Source organism: Streptomyces sp. iso_384 (assembly GCF_056172905.1).
The window spans coordinates 1,812,174-1,829,247 of the sequence record NZ_JBWBTT010000001.1; the positions used below are offsets into that span (position 1 = coordinate 1,812,174).

The 17,074-nt window shown below is 72.2% G+C and carries 13 protein-coding genes; 5 read left to right on the forward strand and 8 right to left on the reverse strand.

Going from position 1 to position 17,074, the window contains the following annotated elements; genetic code table 11:
* Positions 1–1,623: an FAD-binding oxidoreductase gene (locus tag AC0VY3_RS08050; protein ID WP_475549289.1), complete on the forward strand. Its 1,623-nt coding sequence runs from the start codon at positions 1–3 to the stop codon at positions 1,621–1,623.
* Between the two features lie 63 nt (positions 1,624–1,686).
* Here AC0VY3_RS08050 and pcaB read toward each other — a convergent pair whose 3' ends face one another.
* Both pcaB and AC0VY3_RS08060 read right to left on the reverse strand, forming a co-directional pair.
* Positions 1,687–3,129, reverse strand: coding sequence for a 3-carboxy-cis,cis-muconate cycloisomerase (pcaB, locus tag AC0VY3_RS08055; protein ID WP_475549290.1), 1,443 nt, complete (start codon positions 3,127–3,129; stop codon positions 1,687–1,689).
* Positions 3,126–5,237, reverse strand: coding sequence for an FAD/NAD(P)-binding protein (locus AC0VY3_RS08060; protein WP_475549291.1), 2,112 nt, complete (start codon positions 5,235–5,237; stop codon positions 3,126–3,128). Before AC0VY3_RS08060 ends, pcaB begins: the two co-directional genes overlap by 4 nt.
* A gap of 251 nt (positions 5,238–5,488) precedes the next feature.
* Between AC0VY3_RS08060 and AC0VY3_RS08065 the strand changes: the two genes are divergently transcribed.
* The 3 genes from AC0VY3_RS08065 to AC0VY3_RS08075 are packed head-to-tail and all read left to right on the forward strand — an operon-like array spanning position 5,489 to position 8,739.
* Positions 5,489–6,739 carry an aspartate kinase gene (locus AC0VY3_RS08065; protein ID WP_242739562.1) on the forward strand — a complete coding sequence of 417 codons (1,251 nt, stop codon included), beginning with the start codon at positions 5,489–5,491 and terminating at the stop codon, positions 6,737–6,739.
* Between the two features lie 29 nt (positions 6,740–6,768).
* Positions 6,769–7,569 carry a 2-amino-3,7-dideoxy-D-threo-hept-6-ulosonate synthase gene (locus AC0VY3_RS08070; protein WP_475549292.1) on the forward strand — a complete coding sequence of 267 codons (801 nt, stop codon included), beginning with the start codon at positions 6,769–6,771 and terminating at the stop codon, positions 7,567–7,569.
* Between the two features lie 60 nt (positions 7,570–7,629).
* A complete protein-coding gene (locus AC0VY3_RS08075; RefSeq protein ID WP_242739558.1) occupies positions 7,630–8,739 on the forward strand; it encodes a 3-dehydroquinate synthase II in 1,110 nt (369 codons plus the stop codon).
* 78 nt (positions 8,740–8,817) lie between these two features.
* Here AC0VY3_RS08075 and AC0VY3_RS08080 read toward each other — a convergent pair whose 3' ends face one another.
* The 6 genes from AC0VY3_RS08080 to AC0VY3_RS08105 form a co-directional block, all read right to left on the reverse strand.
* Entirely contained in the window at positions 8,818–9,858 is a 1,041-nt protein-coding gene (locus AC0VY3_RS08080) for a methyltransferase (RefSeq protein ID WP_103512992.1), read from the reverse strand.
* Positions 9,855–11,609 carry a class I adenylate-forming enzyme family protein gene (locus AC0VY3_RS08085; protein ID WP_103512993.1) on the reverse strand — a complete coding sequence of 585 codons (1,755 nt, stop codon included), beginning with the start codon at positions 11,607–11,609 and terminating at the stop codon, positions 9,855–9,857. Before AC0VY3_RS08085 ends, AC0VY3_RS08080 begins: the two co-directional genes overlap by 4 nt.
* Before the next feature lie 124 nt (positions 11,610–11,733).
* The gene (locus AC0VY3_RS08090; protein ID WP_030078093.1) at positions 11,734–12,096 is read right to left on the reverse strand and encodes a VOC family protein; all 363 of its coding nucleotides are present in this window, start codon (positions 12,094–12,096) and stop codon (positions 11,734–11,736) included.
* Between the two features lie 119 nt (positions 12,097–12,215).
* On the reverse strand, positions 12,216–14,870 hold the full coding sequence (locus tag AC0VY3_RS08095) for an AAA family ATPase (protein ID WP_475549293.1): 2,655 nt from the start codon (positions 14,868–14,870) through the stop codon (positions 12,216–12,218).
* Positions 14,871–15,207: 337 nt separating this feature from the next.
* Positions 15,208–15,522, reverse strand: a complete 315-nt coding sequence (locus tag AC0VY3_RS08100; RefSeq protein WP_103512997.1) for a DMT family transporter — start codon at positions 15,520–15,522, stop codon at positions 15,208–15,210.
* Between the two features lie 93 nt (positions 15,523–15,615).
* Positions 15,616–16,356, reverse strand: a complete 741-nt coding sequence (locus tag AC0VY3_RS08105) for an SDR family NAD(P)-dependent oxidoreductase (protein WP_475549294.1) — start codon at positions 16,354–16,356, stop codon at positions 15,616–15,618.
* Between the two features lie 100 nt (positions 16,357–16,456).
* Between AC0VY3_RS08105 and AC0VY3_RS08110 the strand changes: the two genes are divergently transcribed.
* Positions 16,457–17,071 carry a TetR/AcrR family transcriptional regulator gene (locus AC0VY3_RS08110; protein ID WP_103512994.1) on the forward strand — a complete coding sequence of 205 codons (615 nt, stop codon included), beginning with the start codon at positions 16,457–16,459 and terminating at the stop codon, positions 17,069–17,071.
* Positions 17,072–17,074 lie beyond the last annotated feature (3 nt).

Consider the following 17,074-nt stretch of genomic DNA (forward strand, 5'->3'; position numbering starts at 1 on the left):
ATGACCCCGGTATCGCGCAGACGACTTCTCACCGGCACCGCGGCGGCGGTGGGGGCCACGGCGCTGGTCGGGCCGGCCGAGGCGGCGGCGTCCGGGAGCCCCGCCCGTACGCGGCACATCCGCGCGCTGACCGTGGCCCCGACGGACATCCGCTACTCGGGGCTGACCAGCGGTCAGAACCAGCTGTTCAGCAGTAGGCCCGAGGCGATACGGCTGCCGAACAGCACCGCCCAGGTGGTCAGCGCGGTACAGGAGGCGGTGACGGCCGGCAAGCGGATCAGCGTCCGCGGCGGGGGCCACTGCTACGAGAACTTCGTCGACCACCCGGACGTCAAGGTGATCATCGACATGTCGGCCATGCGCGCGGTCGCCTACGACGCGCGGATGAACGCGTTCTCGGTGGAGGGCGGTGCCACGCTCGGCGAGATGTACCAGGTGATGTTCCGGCAGTGGGGCGTCACCCTGCCCGGCGGGGCCTGCTACTCGGTCGGCGTCGGCGGCCATGTCACGGGCGGCGGTTACGGCAACCTGAGCCGGCTCCACGGGCTGGTCGTCGACTATCTGTACGCCGTCGAGGTCGTCGTCGTCGACCCCGACGGGCGGGCCCGTTCCGTCGTCGCCACCCGCGAGGCCGACGACCCCCACCGCGACCTGTGGTGGGCCCACACCGGCGGTGGCGGCGGCACCTTCGGTGTCGTGACCCGCTACTGGTTCCGCTCGCCCACCGCGGCCGGCACCAACCCCTCGGCCCTGCTGCCCGCCCCGCCCTCCGACGTCCTGGTGACCTGGCTCCAGTGGCCCTGGGACCGGCTGAACGAGCGGAGCTTCACCCGCCTCGTGCACAACTACGGCCTCTGGAACGAGCGGAACAGCTCGCCCACCTCCCCGTACACCGGGCTGACCGCCCGTCTGGAGCCCGGCCCGAAGGCGGCCGGCAGCGGCGTCCTGCTCGCCGTGCAGATGGACACCGCCGTTCCGGGCGCCTCCCGGCTCCTCGCCGACTTCCTGGCCGCCGTCAACGACGGCGTGGGCGTGACCCCCGCAACCGTTCAGGAGCTGCACCGGCTGCCCTGGTTCCAGGCCACCGGCTGGCCCGGGTTCTGGATGAGCAACCCCACCGACCGCTACAAGTACAAGTCCAGCTACCACCGCAAGGGGCTCACCGGCGAGCAGACGGCCGGCCTCTACCGGGTGCTCACGGACTCCGACTACGACCACCCGGCCTTCGTCGTCTCCATCGCCGCGCACGGCGGCCAGGTCAACGCGGTGTCCCCGACCGCGACCGCCCAGCCGCACCGCGACAGCGTGCTGAAGCTGCTGTGGGGCACGGCCTGGGCCAACCCCGGCGACGACGCGAAGCACTTCGCGTACATCCGGCGGGCCTACTCCACCGTCTACGCCTCGACCGGCGGGGTGCCCGTCCTCAACGACGTCACCGACGGCTGCTACATCAACTACGCCGACGCCGATCTCACCGACCGGGTGCGGCGCAACCGCTCCGGCGTCGCCTGGCACGACCTCTACTGGAAGCAGAACTACCCCGCGCTCCAGCGTGCCAAGTCCCGCTGGGACCGGCGGAACATCTTCCGCCACGCGCAGTCCGTCAGGCCGGTCGGATCCTGACCCGCGCGGTCGGCGGGGCGCCCGGATCCCGGATCGCGGGAGCCGGTGCCGGGCGCCCGTCGCTCAGCGGTCCGCGTGCCGGGCCAGGACCCGGTCCGCCAGGATGCCGGCGGCGCCCAGATAGCCCGAGGGCTCCAGCAGGTCCTTCGGCGCCCCGGGGCCGGTGAACAGCGCGGCGGCCTCCGGTACGGCGGCCAGCCGCTCGGCGAACGAGGCACCGGGGCCGCCCGCCGCCGTGTGCGCTCCAGCAGCCCCCGCCCCCGCCTCCGCCGACAGCCGGGCCAGCAGCCGCTTCGCCGCCGCCTTGCCCACGGTCGGCGCGAGCAGCGCGTTGAGCCGTTCCGCGAAGAGCTCGCCCTCGCCGGACTCCAGGTTGGCGCGCATCCGGTCCGGGAACACCGCGAGTCCGCCGGCCAGTTCGGCCGCGCTGTCGGCCGCGCCCGCCGTCAGCCGCAGGCACTCCCGCAGCGGCTGCCACTCCGCGTGCCAGCCGCCCGCCGCCCGCTCGTCCTCGGAGACCAGCGCCTGGGTGAGGACGAGGGCGAGCGGCGGCACCTGGCGGGCGGCCGAGGCGATCAGCGTGGCGAGGACCGGGTTGCGCTTCTGCGGCATGGCCGAGGAGGCGCCACGGCCCTCGCCGGACGGCTCGGCCGCCTCCGCCACCTCCGTACGGGCCAACCCCTGGACGTCCACGGCGAGTTTGCCCAGTGCGCCCGCCGTGAAGGAGAGCACCGCGCCCAAGTCGGCGAACGGGGTGCGCAGCGCGTGCCAGGGCACCGAGGGGGCGGTCAGGCCGAGCCGCCGGGCGAACGGTCCGACCAGCTCCGTGCCCCGGCCGGGCAGCCCGCCCCCGACCGCCGCCGGGGTGCCGAAGGCGTACTCGTTGTACGCGGCCAGGGTGCCCGCCGCCCCGCCGAGCTGGGCGGGCAGACCGGTGGCCAGCACCGCCCGGAGCCGGTCCGACGCGTCCAGCACCAGGCTCAGCCAGCCCGCCGCCTTGAGACCGAAGGTGATGGGCACGGCGTGCTGCGTCAGCGTCCGGCCGGCCATCGGGGTGTCACGATGGAGCGCCACCAGCAGCGCCAGCGCGTCCGCCGTCCTGACCAGGGCGTCGTCGGTGTACCGCAGCGCCCGGGCGGCGACCAGGACGGTCGCGGTGTCCAGCACGTCCTGACTGGTGCAGCCGTGGTGCACGTGCTCCGCCGCCTCGGGCGACAGCGCCGCCACCGCCTCGGTCAGCGCCCCGACGAGGCCGACGACCGGGTTCGCCGCCCGGCGCGAGCCATGGGCGAGCGCCACCGGATCGATCCGGCCCGAGCGGGCCGCCGCCCTGATCGGGCCGACCGAGGAGGCGGGCACGATGCCCAGTTCGGCCTGGGTCTCGGCCAGCGCGACCTCCACCTCCAGCATGGCCTCCAGATAGGCGCGGTCGGAGACCAGCGGTTCCGCACCGCCGCCCGCCCAGACCGGGGAGAGCAGACCCACATCGTGCCGATCGCCGTTCATGAGGCTCCTTGGGCGGTGGGGGCGGGGACGGCCGCCGGCGGGCAGCTGGTGGGCAGCCAGGGCAGCGGGATGTGGCGGCGCAGCGGGGCGTCGTGGCGGGCCGGGGCTGCGGCGGCCGGCCGGACCGCCGCCAGGCAGCGGAGCGCGATGGCGTCGCTGTCGCCGAGGATGACCGAGTTGACGCCGGGACGTACGCCCGCCGCCGTCACCCAGTGCACCGACTCGGTGGGCACCCCGAAGGCGAACCGGCGCGGATGCGGGCGGCGGGCCGCGTCCAGCAGGTGGTACGGCCTGCGCGAGACGGCCACCCCGCCGGTCTCGTGGAACCCGCCGACGCCGTCCGGGATGCGGTACGGCGCGCACTGACCCGAGCGCAGCAGCGAGCGCAGCAGCGGATCCGTGGTGGAGCGGAGGTCGGGCTCGCTGAGCCGCGCCTCGATCAGCGCCGAGACCCGTACGCCGGAGGTGGGCGCCCCGGCCGTCCGGAGGGCGAACCCGCCCTGCTCCGGCTCCGGTTCGGCCCGTACCCCGGGCAGGCACATCCGGACGACGCCGGCTTCGATCAGGGCGATCAGCTCCTCGATCCGGCGGGCCGGCGGGCCGATCGAGAGATACGCGTTGAGCGGGGTGTACCAGGCCCGCAGCTCGTCACGGTACGAACGGCCGCTGATGCCGGCGTGGTCGACCACCAGCCGTATCTCGTTGCGCAGATCGCGCAGCACATCCAGGGCCGCCTTCAACGGGCTGCTCACATTGCCCTTCAGCGCCTCGGCCACATCGTCGCGCAGATGGCCGAGCAGCCACCCCTGGAACACCCACCGGTCCGCGAATTCCCGCTCACCGTAAGGCCGTTCGATCAGCGGCCAGGACCAGCGCCGCTCCACCGGAACGCCGTAACGGTCCAGCAGCGCGGCCTCCTCGGCGCCCTCGGGGCCGCCCCGGGCCACGAACTCCGCGCAGAACACCGCACCGGCCGCCGTCTCGCCCCGCTCGGTGAGCAGCGCCCGGTAGTAGACCGCGCGCACCTCCCGGGAGACCAGCGGCCAGACGTGCTCGCGGAAGGACAGCGTTCCGGTGCTCCGGTGCCGCTCGCGCAACTCCTCGATGGCCGCCGGGGTGAGGAACAGCGGCTCGTGCCGCCCGGAGACGCCCTTCTCGTTCTCGCCGCGCGCGTGGTACGGAACGCCGCGCCGCGACCCCGCGTACAGCACCGGCTCCAGCCCCGACGGGCGGTACACCAGCGCCCCGCCGCCGTCACGCTCGAAGACCCCGCCGCGCCCGCCGGTCAGCAGCGCGACGACGTCGAAGAAGGTCAGCCCCATCCCCAGCAGCCCGGTCGGCTGCCCCGCCCCGATCGCGGCGAAGTCCACATCGGCGGGGTTGGCGGGCGGGTAGTAGAGGAGCCCGTTGCGCCGCGCGTACCGGGCGAACTTCCGCTCCCGCGTGGTCGGTTCCACCGGTACGTGTCCCTGGGCCAGCACCACCGCGTCCAGCTCGGCCACCTCGCCGCCCCGGTCCAGCGTGACCACCTGGGTCCGCCGGCCACCCGGCGCGTCGCGCAGCGCCACGGCCGTGGCGTGATGGACCGTGATGGTCAGGTTGGGCGGAGCGCCGCGCCGCTGCCGGTCCAGGACCCACATCAGATAGTGCCCGTACAGCCGGCGCGTGGGATACGCGTCGGGGCCCAGCGCCGCCGCCTCCCGGCGGACATCGGCCGGCAGCCCGCCCGAGCCCAGCTCCTCCAGCAGGGCCGCCCACTGATGCAGGCTCGGGCCGGGCACGACCGGCCCCGCGCAGTCCACGGACTCGTCGCAGTACAGCGTGATCTGCGACGCCACCGTGTTCATCAGCAACTCGGCCCGCTGGCCCGTGCGCCACACCTGCCCGCCGCTCGGAAACGGGTCGACCAGGTGCACGGCGTACCGGCGCTCGCGCAGATACGGGAGCCCGGCGTTGGCGCAGAGCCGCTCCACCACCGAGATGCCGCGCGGGCCCGCGCCGATCACACAGATCCGGGTGACGCCCTCGTCGGCCGACGCCGGATCACCGGCCGTCCGCTCCTCATCCGTCTCCTGGCCGGTGAACGGCCTTGCGCTGTCATTCGGCATGACACTCCTCGGGCCCCGGGCCGTACACGGAGAACAATCGGACTACCCCGCGGACGCTATGCCGTATCGCCGCGACGGCACATCACGCCAACGCGGGATATCGGCGTCGTGCGGGCGGAGTTCGGGCGTCCGGGGATTTCCGGAACGCCGAAGCCGTACATCACGTGTATCCGTGATCCGGTACCCATCGCCGATGTGTAGAAATGAATTCGCGCAACGTCATGTGCCCCGATCATCCGGTGCGAGGACATATGCCAGCAGCGATTCAGAAGTTCGGCGGGAGTTCCTTGGCGACTCCCGAGAAAATCCGCCAGGTCGCGGAGGTCGTGGCCCGTTCCCATTCCGCGGAACGGGGCTCGGTGGTCGTCGTCTCGGCCCGGGGCGAGGAGACCGACGTCCTGCTGTCGGCGGCCGCGGAGCTCGGTGCCGCGCCGCCGCCCCGGGAGCTCGACCAACTGCTCACCACGGGGGAGAACGCCGCCGCCGCGCTGCTCGCCGTCGCCCTGCACGACCGGGGGCTGCCCGCCGTCTCGCTGACCGGGCCGCAGGCGGGCATCCGCGTGAGCGGCACACACGGCGCGGGGATGATCTCCGCGATCGAGACGGGCCGGCTGCTCGCCGAACTGGGGCGCGGACGGGTCGTCGTGGTCTCCGGCTTCCAGGGCGGCGACGGGAGAGGAGAGGTGATCACACTCGGCCGCGGTGGTTCGGACACCACCGCGGTGGCGCTGGCGGCCGTGCTCGGCGCCCGCGCCTGCGAGATCCACACGGACGTTCCGGGGATCTACACCGCCGACCCCCGGGTCGTACCGGAAGCGCGCGTGCTGCCCACCGTCGACGCGGCGGTGATGGCCGAAATGGCCTTCGCCGGGGCGCGGGTGATGCATTCGCGTGCGGTGGAACTGGCCGCGGCCAACGATCTGGACGTGGTGGTACGCGGCTCGTTCTCGGCAGAACCCGGAACCACCATCCTCGGACGGAGTGCCGACATGCTCGAAACGCAGGGACCTGTCACCGCCGTCGCGCACGACATGAACATCGCGATGGCCCTCACCCGCTCGGACCGTGTACGGGACGGTCTCGCGGCGGACATCCTCACCGAACTGGCCCGGTCCGCCGTCCCCATCGACCTGCTCTCCTTCGGCGTCCCGGACGGCCCGGGCCTCCGGATGGGGTTCGCCGTGCCCGGCAGCAGGCTGCCCGCCGCGCGGGAGGCCATCGACAGGATCGCCGCGCGTCTGGGCTGTGAGACGGAGGTCGACGAGAAGGTCGGCAAGGTCTCGCTGGTGGGGGTGGGCCTGCTCAACCGGCCCGACTGCACCGCGCGGCTCCTCGCCGTCCTGGCCCGGCTGGGCGCTGCCCCGAGCTGGGTCTCCTCGACCAACCTGCGGGTCTCGGCGATCATCCCGCTGGACCGGGTACCGGAGGCGGTCAACGCCTTGCACCAGGAGTTCGGCCTCGGCCGCGACGACCTCGAAGCGCAGACGCTGGTCACGGCATGACCGGTGACGAGCACAGAAGGAGCACCCCCATGACGCTCAACGGCTCGTTCGGCGCGCGCCTGCGCGCCCGCAAGCTCTACCGGAACTCTTCCGACCGGCTGCTGGTGGTCCCGCTGGACCACTCCGTCACCGACGGGCCCATCGCCTCGGCCGCGGGCCTGAACCACCTGGTGGGCCGGCTCGCCGACAACGGGGTCGACGCGGTCGTGCTGCACAAGGGCACCCTGCGCCGGCTCGACCCCGAGCCCTTCACCCGGACCTCGCTGATCGTGCACCTCAGCGTGAGCACCATGCACGCCCCCGATCCCGACGCCAAATACCTGGTCAGCGACGTCGAGAACGCCCTGCGCCTGGGTGCGGACGCGGTCAGCGTCCATGTGAACGTGGGCTCCGCGGGCGAGGCCGTCCAGGTGTCCGACATGGCCGCCGTCGCGGACGCCTGCGACCGCTGGAACATCCCGCTGCTGGCGATGATGTACCCGCGCGGCCCCGAGATCAGCGACCCCCGGGACCTGGTGCTCATCAAACATGTCGCCACCCTCGCCGCCGACCTGGGCGCGGACCTGGTCAAGGTCCCCTGCCCCCGTACGGTGACGGACCTGGCCGACGTCGTGAGCGCCTGCCCGGTCCCCGTCCTGGTGGCCGGCGGACAGGCCGCCGCCACCACCGAGGAACTGCTCGACGCGGTGGGCGACATCCTCGACACCGGCGTCGGCGGGCTCGCCATGGGGCGCAACATCTTCCAGGCCGACGACCCGGGCAAACGCGCCCGTCAGATCGCCGACCTGGTGCACGCCCCGACCGCCCGGTACGGCCCGGCCGGCCTCTGACCATCCCCGTCACCACCTCGCCCCATCCGGAACGCACCGAGGAAACCGAGGAAGAGGACCATGAAGCTCACCTGGCTCGATCTGCGCAAGAAGAACGACGTCACCCCCGCCGTCCTGGAGGAGGCGGTGCACCAGCGGCTGGACGGTGTGGTGGCGTCCTCCGCGGCGGACCTGGCGGATCTCCCGCCGACCGTGAAGAAGGTGCTCTTCCCCGACGGCCCGGAACTGCCGGAGGACTTCGGCCAGGCCGACATCGTGATCGTGCGGCCGGAGCAGCACGGCGAGCCCGCCGTCCTCGCCGCCCGCCACCCCGGCGTGGAGTTCGGCCGGTACGTGGAGATCGTGGACGCCCCGACCCTGGAGGTGGCCTGCCGCGCGGCCGCCACCGAGCGGTGGAGCGTCCTGTGGTTCCGCGACCCCACGAAGATCCCGCTGGAGATCGTCATCGCGGCGGGCAAGGCCGCCAAGGGGACCGGCAGCATCATCACCGTCGCCCAGGACGTCGAGGAGGCCGAGATCATCTTCGGTGTGCTGGAACTCGGCTCCGACGGTGTGATGCTGGCCCCGGCGAAGGTCGGCGACGCCACCGCCCTCAAGGCCTCGGCCGTCTCCCGCACCCCGGACCTCGACATGGTCGAACTCACCATCACCGCCACCTCCCACATCGGCATGGGGGAGCGGGCCTGCGTCGACACCGTCACGCACTTCCGCCAGGACGAGGGCATCCTCGTCGGCTCCCACTCCAAAGGCATGATCCTCTGCGTCAGCGAGACCCATCCGCTGCCCTACATGCCCACCCGGCCGTTCCGGGTGAACGCCGGAGCCATCCACTCGTACACGCTGTCCCAGAACTCCCGCACCCACTACCTCAGCGAACTCACCGCCGGCAGCAAGGTGCTCGCCGTCGACGTCAAGGGCCAGACCCGGGTCGTGGCCGTCGGCCGGGTCAAGATCGAGAGCCGTCCGCTGCTCTCGGTGGACGCGGTGGCCGCCAACGGCACCACGGTCAACCTGATCCTCCAGGACGACTGGCACGTCCGGGTGCTGGGCCCCGGCGGGGTCGTGCACAACAGCACCGAACTCAAGCCCGGCGACGTCGTCCTCGGCTATCTGCCCACCGCCGACCGGCACGTCGGCTACGCGATCGACGAGTTCTGCCTGGAGAAGTAGGCCCGCCGACCGCCAACGGCCCGGGGCCCGGGGAACCGATCGGTTCCCCGGGCCCCGGGCCGTTCACCGGCCGCCCCGCTACGCGGGCACCGCCACGATCACGCTCGTGGGCGCCCGGGTCGGCCGGGTCTCCTTGTGCCGGAACCCGGCCTTCTCGAAGAGGTCCACGTACTCGGCCTCCGTCCGCACATGCCCGGTCAGCAGCGTCAGCATCACGATGTCCTCGAACTTGCCGAAGTGCGGGGTGTCGCCCTCCGGCAGCACCTCGTCGATGATGATCAGCCGGCCCGAATCGCCCAGCGCCTTACGGATGTTGCGCAGGATCCGTACGGCGTCCTCGTCGTCCCAGTCATGGATCGTCCAGGACAGCACATAGGCGTCGCCGCCCTCCGGAACCGACTCCAGGAAGTCCCCGCCGACGCACTCGGCCCGGTCCGAGAGCCCCAGACCGGCCAGCACCGCCTCCGCGTCCGGCACCACCCTCGGCAGATCGTGGACGACCGCGGTCATCTCCGGATAGCGCTGGAGCAGCGAGCCCACCAGCCTTCCGTGCCCGCCGCCGACGTCGACCAGCCTGCGTACGTCGGAGAGGTCGTAGGCGTCCAGCGTGCTGGAGTTGACCATCACCGACATGCTGCTCATCGCACTGTTGAACAGCGAGGCCAGCTCCGGGTGTTCGGAGAAGTACGTCCACCAGTCCGTGCCGTGCAGGTGGTTGAACGACGGCTTCCCGGTGCGCAGGCTGTGGGCCAGCGCACCGAAGGAGTTCTGCCGCTCGGGCAGACCGACGTACCGCGCCAGATCGCGCATCGACCCCGGTACGTCGCTGCGCAGCGTCGCCGCCAGCGGGGTGAGGGCGAAGGTCTGCGGCTCCACCTCCGTGAAGACCCCGACGCTCGCCAGCGCCCGCAGGCCCCGGTAGAGCGCGCCCGGGTGCGCGCCGGTCCGCTCCGCGATGTCGTCCACGTGGCGCACCTCGTCGCCGATGGCGTCGGCGACCCCCAGATCCGCCACGGCGATGATCAGCTGGCTCACCAGCGAGCTGTAGAGCATTTCGTACATCCGGACCGGCGGAGGAACATCGCCGGTCGGCTCGGGGTCGAACTGGTAGCGGGTCATGAGCTGCTCTCCTCGGTGCCCGGCGAGGGCCGGACGAGTACGTCGGCGAAGTGTTCGCGCAGGCTGCGCTTGAGGACCTTGCCGGTGGCGCCGGTCGGGAAGTGCTCCGGCTCGGTGGCGAGCACCGCCGCGCTCAGGGCGGTGAGCCCCCGGGCGCGCAGTACGTCGTTGAGCGCGGCCAGCAGGTCGGCCGGAGCCTTCGCCCCGGGCTTCAGCAGGACCGTGGCGAAGGGCGCCTGCTTGCCGAGCGGCGGGGGAGCGTCGACCGCGACGACCGCGCAGTCGGCCACCTCGGGCAGGCCGAGCAGGATCGCCTCCTCCATCGGCAGGCTGTAGACCGGCCCTTCGGCGGTCTCGATGACGTCCGGCACCCGGTCCAGATGGAAGAACCGGCCGCGCCGGTCCCGGTAGACGATGTCCCCGGTCAGCCAGAAACCGGAGACGGACGACTTGCCCGTCAGCTCGGTGTTGCCCCAGTAACCCGGCGTCCGCGTCGGTGAGATGACGCCGAGCCGGCCCGCCCGGCCGGGGCCGAGCTGCCGTCCGTCCGGGTCGAGCACGGTGGCCCGCTCCACCACCTTGACCGGCCTGCCGACGCACCGGTCGTAGTCCTGCCGCTCCGGCTCGCTGACCTTGCGGAACAGCGCCATGCCCATCTCGGAGGAGCCGAGCCCGTCGATGAACCGGGAACCGGCCCGCGAGCTCCGCCCGCCGGGCAGGGCGACCGGCAGCCTGCCGCTCCGTCCGCCGGGCCGCCGGCCGTGCCGGATGAGCGCCTTGATGTGTGCCTCGTGCGCGGAGTCGCCCGTGTTGATCCAGGTGTGGACGTTCCCGACCGCCGAGGGCGACAGGTCGAGCCGGGCGAGTTCCGCGTACGTCTGCGGGAAGGCGACCACCAGGGTCGGCCGGAACCATCCGGCCGCGTCGTGCACCGCCTCGCCCGAGGAGTCCGCCATGACCAGCGTCGGCAGCCCCAGCAGGGTGGCCGTCATCAGATAGCTGATGCCCGCCGAGTGGGTCTGCGGCAGCGCGGACAGCATCCGGTTGGAGCCCGCGTCGGGGAAGCTCACCAGCCGGTGCCGCTTGCCCCGGAAGAACTGCCGGTGGCCGAAGGTGACGGCCTTCGGCGGCCCGGTGGTGCCGGAGGTGTGGCACAGCATCACGAGGTCGTCCTCGCCGTGCCGGTAGGGGAAGACGCCCGGCAGCGAGGGCCGGGCGCTCCGGGTGCGGGGGAAGGAGCGCAGGTCCTTCTCGAAGGCCAGGGTCTTCGGCAGGCCGCCCGACTCACGCAGCCGGTCGATGCCTCCGGCCGTGCCGACCAGGCCGTACACCCCGATCCGGGCCAGGTACTCGGCGGCCACGGCCGGTTTCATCCGGCCGTTGACCAGAGCGGCGATGGCGCCGAGCGAGCTCAGCGCCAGGAAGTGCAGAAAGGCGTCGATGCCCTCGCCGGCGTAGACGCCGACCGGGTCGCCCTTGCGTACCCCCGCCTCGTGGTACCAGGAGGCGTACGCATCACGTATCTCCGTCAGACGGTCGAGGCTCAGCCGCTCCAGACCGTCCTCCTCCGGGCCTCCCGCGTGCTGCGCGAGGAGGAAGGGGGCCGACGGGTCGGGACTGACGGCACGGGCGTGATCGAGGAAACTGCCCACCCCGAGGGTGGGTTCGGCCAGGAGCCGGAGCCGGGCACGCAGCGGCATCCGTGCCGCCGGCGCGAGGCCCATGCTGATGACGCCGGTATTTTCGCGCATGCGTTCCTTCCGGGAAGAAGTGACGACGGGGACCTGCCCTCGCGGCCGCCGCCGCCCGCGCGACGGCGTGCGGCGGCGGCCGGAAGCGCTCGAAAGCACCCGGCAGCGCTCGGGAGCGGCCGGATCAGCCCTCGTAGACCGTCAGTTCGTAGCCGTCGGGGTCCTTGAACTGGAACTCCCGGCCGCAGAACCCGTCGCAGGGCGGCTTGGTGATGGTCACGCCGTGGTCCGCCACCGTCTTGGCCAGACCGTCCGGGTCCTTCGCCTTGATCCACAGGACGACGCCCCAGCCGAGCTCCGTCACGGAGTCCAGGTCCACCGTGGCCTGACGCAGGGCGATCTTGATGGGCTCGGTCTCCAGCACGGCGGCGGTGGGGACCTTGGACTCCGTCTCCTTGAAGCCGATCACCTCCGTGTAGAAGCGCCGGGCCCGTTCGACGTCACGGACCTGGAGGGTGAGGAAGTTGGGTCCGATCGCGTTCGTCATGAAGTGCCTCTCTGCCGTTGCGTCACCAACCCTTGGACGGCTCAAGTGTGTTGGGGCACGGGATACGCGGCATCACGTGTTCTCGTGAACTCGGCCGGGCGCGGGCGGACGCCGTCGGCTCAGTCCGAGCCGGCCGGCGGGACCTCCTCGTGGGTCAGCACCTGACGGGTCAGCTCGACCCGGCTGGTCACCCCGAGCTTGGTGAAGCTGTGCCGCAGATGGCTGTCCACGGTGTGCGGGGAGAGGAACAGCTTCTCCGCCACCTCCCGGTTGGTCAGCCCCTGCGCCACCAGCCGCACCACGCGCAGCTCGGACGGGGTCAGCTGGTCCCACCGGGCCCGGGGCCCCTCGACCGGGTCCAGGTCACGGTCGCGCCCCCGGGTGCGGCGCCGCACCGCCAGGGAGCGCAGGGTCTTGCGTACGCGCAGGGCGTCGCCCCGGGCGCCGTGGTTCTGGTAGCGCGCCAGCGCCTCGTCGAGCAGACCGATCGCCGTGCTCCGGCCGCCCGCCTCGTTCTCCGCCAGCGCCAGGTCCTCGGTGGCCGCGGCGAGCGAGAGCGGCCGGGGCCCGGATCGGTACGCCGACACGGCGGCGCGCAGCCGGCCCACGTCGTTGCACAGGACGCCCTCGGCGTGCGCGGCGGCGGCGACCGCCGAGGCCACCGTGGGGTTGCGGGTGGCGACCAGGCGGGCCGCCTCGGCGACGGCGGTGGCGCGTTCGGAGTCCCCGGCGCTCATCGCCGTACGGACCAGGCAGGCGCCCGCGTGCGGTTCCCGGGTCAGTAACAGGGGCCGCTTCGGGACGCCGGAGTAGACGGGGGAGAGGGTGTCGAGCGCGGACTCCCGGTTCTCCTCCGCACTGTGCAGCAGAGCCGTCACCCAGGACAGCTCCTCCCGCGCCGCGCCGCTCGCGGCCGCCGACAGCCGGGAGGCGTGGACGACATGGCGGTTGGCCTCCGTCAGCTCGTGCCGGTGGACCGCCACCCGGATGCGCAGCGCGAGCGGCCCGACCGCGAGGGCCGGGGCGGAGAGCCGCTCACAGATGCGTACCGCCTCGACGGCGTCCTCGTCCGCCTCCTCCAGCTGCCCGGCCGCCAGCTTCAACTGGGCGCGGTGGTAGTGCCACATGGGCCGCACCCAGGGCAACGCCACGTGGTCGGAGGGGTCGCACCGCTCGGCGAGGATCTCCCCGGCCTGGTCGAACTCGTCCGACGCGGTCAGCGCGACCGCCAGCCACAGCTGGTGGTGGGCCCGGCTCGTCCGGTCCCCGTGGTCGCGGGCGATCCGGAGCGCCGCGCGGGCGTGCGCGACCATCTGCGCGTGCAGGCCCTGCACCTGGGCGGCCGAGTACCGCAGCGTCGTCCGGTACATCAGTTCGGCGTACGGGGCCGGCGGCGGGGCGGGCGGAGCGGCCGGGCCCCTGCCGGTGCCGGTCAGGGCGAGCTGCCCGGCCTCCGGCGCGAACCGCCCGGCCTCCGGCGCGAACCGCCCGGCCTCCGGCGCGAACCGCCCGGCCTCCGGTAAGAAGTGCCCCGCCTCCGGCGCGAACGGCCCGGCCTCCGGTAGGAACGGCCCGGCCGTCGGCACGAACTGTTCCGTCTCCGGCACGAACCGGGCCTCCGGATGCGCGGCTGCCGGGACGAGGCCGTCGCCCTCGCCCCGCCGGCCGAGCATCAGATGCTCCAGGAAGGTGGGTGCCGAGCGGCCCTCGCGCCACAGGGTGGCGGCCGCCTCCCGGTGCAGGGCGGTCCGGGTGGGCTCGGAGAGCCGGTCGTACAGGGTCTCGCGGACCAGCGGGTGCCGGAAGGCGAGGGTGGGCCCCTCGTCCTCCAGCACCGACGCGGCGATCAGCTCGCCGATCAGCGGCAGCAGCTCCACCGGATTGCGGCCCAGCAGCCCGGCCGCCTCATGGATGGAGAACCTCTGGCCCAGCACGGCCACGGCATCCAGAATGCGCAGGCATTCATGGGAGAGCCCGCGCAGATGATGCACGACGGCCTGCCGGAATGCGGGTGCGGGCTCGGCGTCGAGGAGGACGGCAACACCGTCCTGAACGCAAATTCTCCCGTCGGACAGGGAGGTGACGAGAAGTTCGTTGAGAAGAAAGGGATTTCCGTTGACGCGGGCCACCAGGGCGAGAACATCGTCGTCGGGGCAGGCGCCGATCAGTTCCGCGGATATCTCCGCCACGGCTTCCGGTGAAAGCGATTCCAGCCGGTGGCGCGCGGCCCCTTCCCGGATGAGCCAGTCGATGGTCTCCTGGGCATGACCGGGTGTGCGCGAGGCGCCGCGCGCCAGTATCCACAGGACCGGCAGGGTGACCGAGGCGTCGATCAGATTGCGCAGGGCGTCGGCGGTGAGATCGTCCACGAGGTGTGCGTCGTCGAGGGCCACGAGCAGCGGCCGGTCCCGGGTGGAGCGCCGGAGGAATTCCACGATGTGGTCGACCGGAGCGAGCGGATCGAAGGTCCGGCGGTCGGTGAGGAGGACATAGTCCCGCGCGGAGAGGTTCTCCCTCAGGACGCGGCGCAGTGTGCTGAAGGGGGCTCCGGTGTCCAGTGGTACGGCCGTGCCGGCGACGAGGCCGAAGCCCGAGGCCTCCCCGTGCATTCCGGCCAGGCGCAGCAGTTCGCTCTTCCCGGTCCCCGCGGCGCCTTCGACGACCAGGCAGCCGCCGCCGCCGGACGCCGCTCGCGCGAGGGCCTGTCGTATCTCGTAGAGGATGGTCTCTCTGCCCGGAAACGCGGGCGCGGTGGATTTCACATCGTTGCCCATCAACATCCGTAACCTCAACAGATCAAGTCACTGAAATACTTCCGGCCTCCTGTCCGAGACGGCTCGGTGGCAGGCCCCAGGCACGGCTGGGCGGCGGGCGGGAAGAGTGTGCTTGGTGCGGTGCGAATTGCTGAGAAGTGAGTCTGACCCGGAACTGGGGGGATCTACCCCATTCGCGGATTTCCAATCTGACTGAAATTTTCTTGTCACGAGTCAGTGGCCTATTGTCGGGATACCGGTGTGTGATTGTCGCGTTTTCGCTTGTCGCACGTTCGTATCCAGGCCCCCGCGCGGGGCGGGGGCCTGGATGGGTGGGGCCGGGCGACCCCGGGCGGGCTCAGGCTTCCAGCAGCCTCAGCCCCACCACTCCGGCGATGATCGCCACGACACAGGCCAGCCGGGCCGCGGACGCTGCCTCGCCCTGGACGATGCCGGCGGCGACGACTCCCGCCGCGCCGATGCCGACCCAGACCGCGTAACCCGTGCCGACCGGCACTTCACGCAGGGCGAAGGTCAGCAGCACGAAGCTCAGCAGGGAGAAGGTGACGCCGATGACGCTGGGCCAGAGCTTGGTGAAGCCGTTCGATTCCTTCAGGGCCAGGGCCCAGACGATCTCCAGGAGACCGGCCGCCGTCAGGATCACCCATGCCATCGCTCCTCCGCCCGTCCGTGTCTCCGGTCCGTCGGTGGTCATGGCGACGCACCGTCGCTTTCTGTCCGTCGCCGTCCGGCGACCCGGTCACGGTCAGGCGGTGTAGCCACCGTCGACCGCCAGTGAGGTGCCGGTGATCCACTGGGCGTCCGGGCCGGCGAGGAAGGCCACGGCCTTCGCCGTGTCGGCCCCCGCGCCCAGCACCTTCGCCGCGGTCCTCAGGCGCTCCTCCTCGGCCTCGTCCGTGCCGTCCGGGTTCATGTCGGTGACGGTGGGGCCGGGGTCCACGATGTTCGCGGTGATCCCCTTGGACGCCACGTCGTGCGCCAGCCCCTTGGTGAAGCCGATCAGCGCCGACTTGCTCATGGCGTACAGCGTCACGTCCGGCACCGGCACCCGGGTGGCCCAGCAGCTGCCGATGCTGATGATGCGTCCGCCGTGTCCCAGGTGCGGGATGGCGGCCTGGGCGGCCAGGAAGACGGCGCGCACATGGACGGCCAGCGTGCGGTCGATCTCCTCCAGCGTCACGCCCTCGATCGGCCCGTAGGGGAAGATCCCGGCGTTGTTCACCAGGATGTCGAGCCGGCCGAGCTCGGCCGCGGTCTGCTCGACGGACCGGACGACGGCCGCCGGGTCCGCGCTGTCGGCCTGGATGGCCAGACCCTTGCGTCCGAGCGCCTCGATCGACTTCACGACCTCCTGGGCCTTGTCGGCCGCGCTCACATACGTCAGGGCGACGTCCGCGCCCTCCTCCGCCAGTCGGAGGGCGGTCGCGGCACCGATACCGCGGCTTCCTCCGGTCACCAGTGCCACCTTGCCCGCAAGCTGAGGCATCTCGCTCCATTCACGCTAAGGTATATATCTAGGTCGGACGATCCAGAAATACTAAACAGGCAGGATGTCCGGGGGTCAACCCTTCCCCGAGGAGGCACAGATGGCCGAAAGAGGCCGACCGCGCGCGTTCGACCGCGCCGCGGCACTGCGGCGCGCGATGGAGACGTTCTGGGAGTTCGGGTACGAGGGCACGAAGCTCACGGACCTGACCGCCGCCATGGGCATCAACTCCGCCAGCCTGTACAACACCTTTGGCTCGAAAGAGCAGTTGTTCCGCGAGGCCGTCGCGCTCTACGACAGCACCACGGGCTCGGCGACCAACCGGGCCCTGCGCGAGGCGCCGACGGCGCGGGCCGCCGTGGAGGCCATGCTGCGCGGCAACATCGACACCTTCACCGACCCGGCGACGCCCAGCGGCTGCATGATCGTCCTGTCGGCCACCAACTGTTCGCACCAGAACCGGCAGGTCGCCGAGCATCTGTCCTGGTGGCGGCGGACCTCGGTCACGGATCTGGAGAAACGGCTCGAACGGGCCGTCGAGGAGGGCGAGCTGGCCCCGGACACGGACGTCCGCTCGGTCGCCGCCTTCTACGCCACGATCCTGCACGGCCTGTCGATCGAGGCCCGCGACGGTGTCCCGCTGGAGCGGCTCCGCTCCACCGTCGACAACGCGGTGGCCCTGTGGGACTCGCTGGTACGGCAGCCGGTGGGGTGAGCA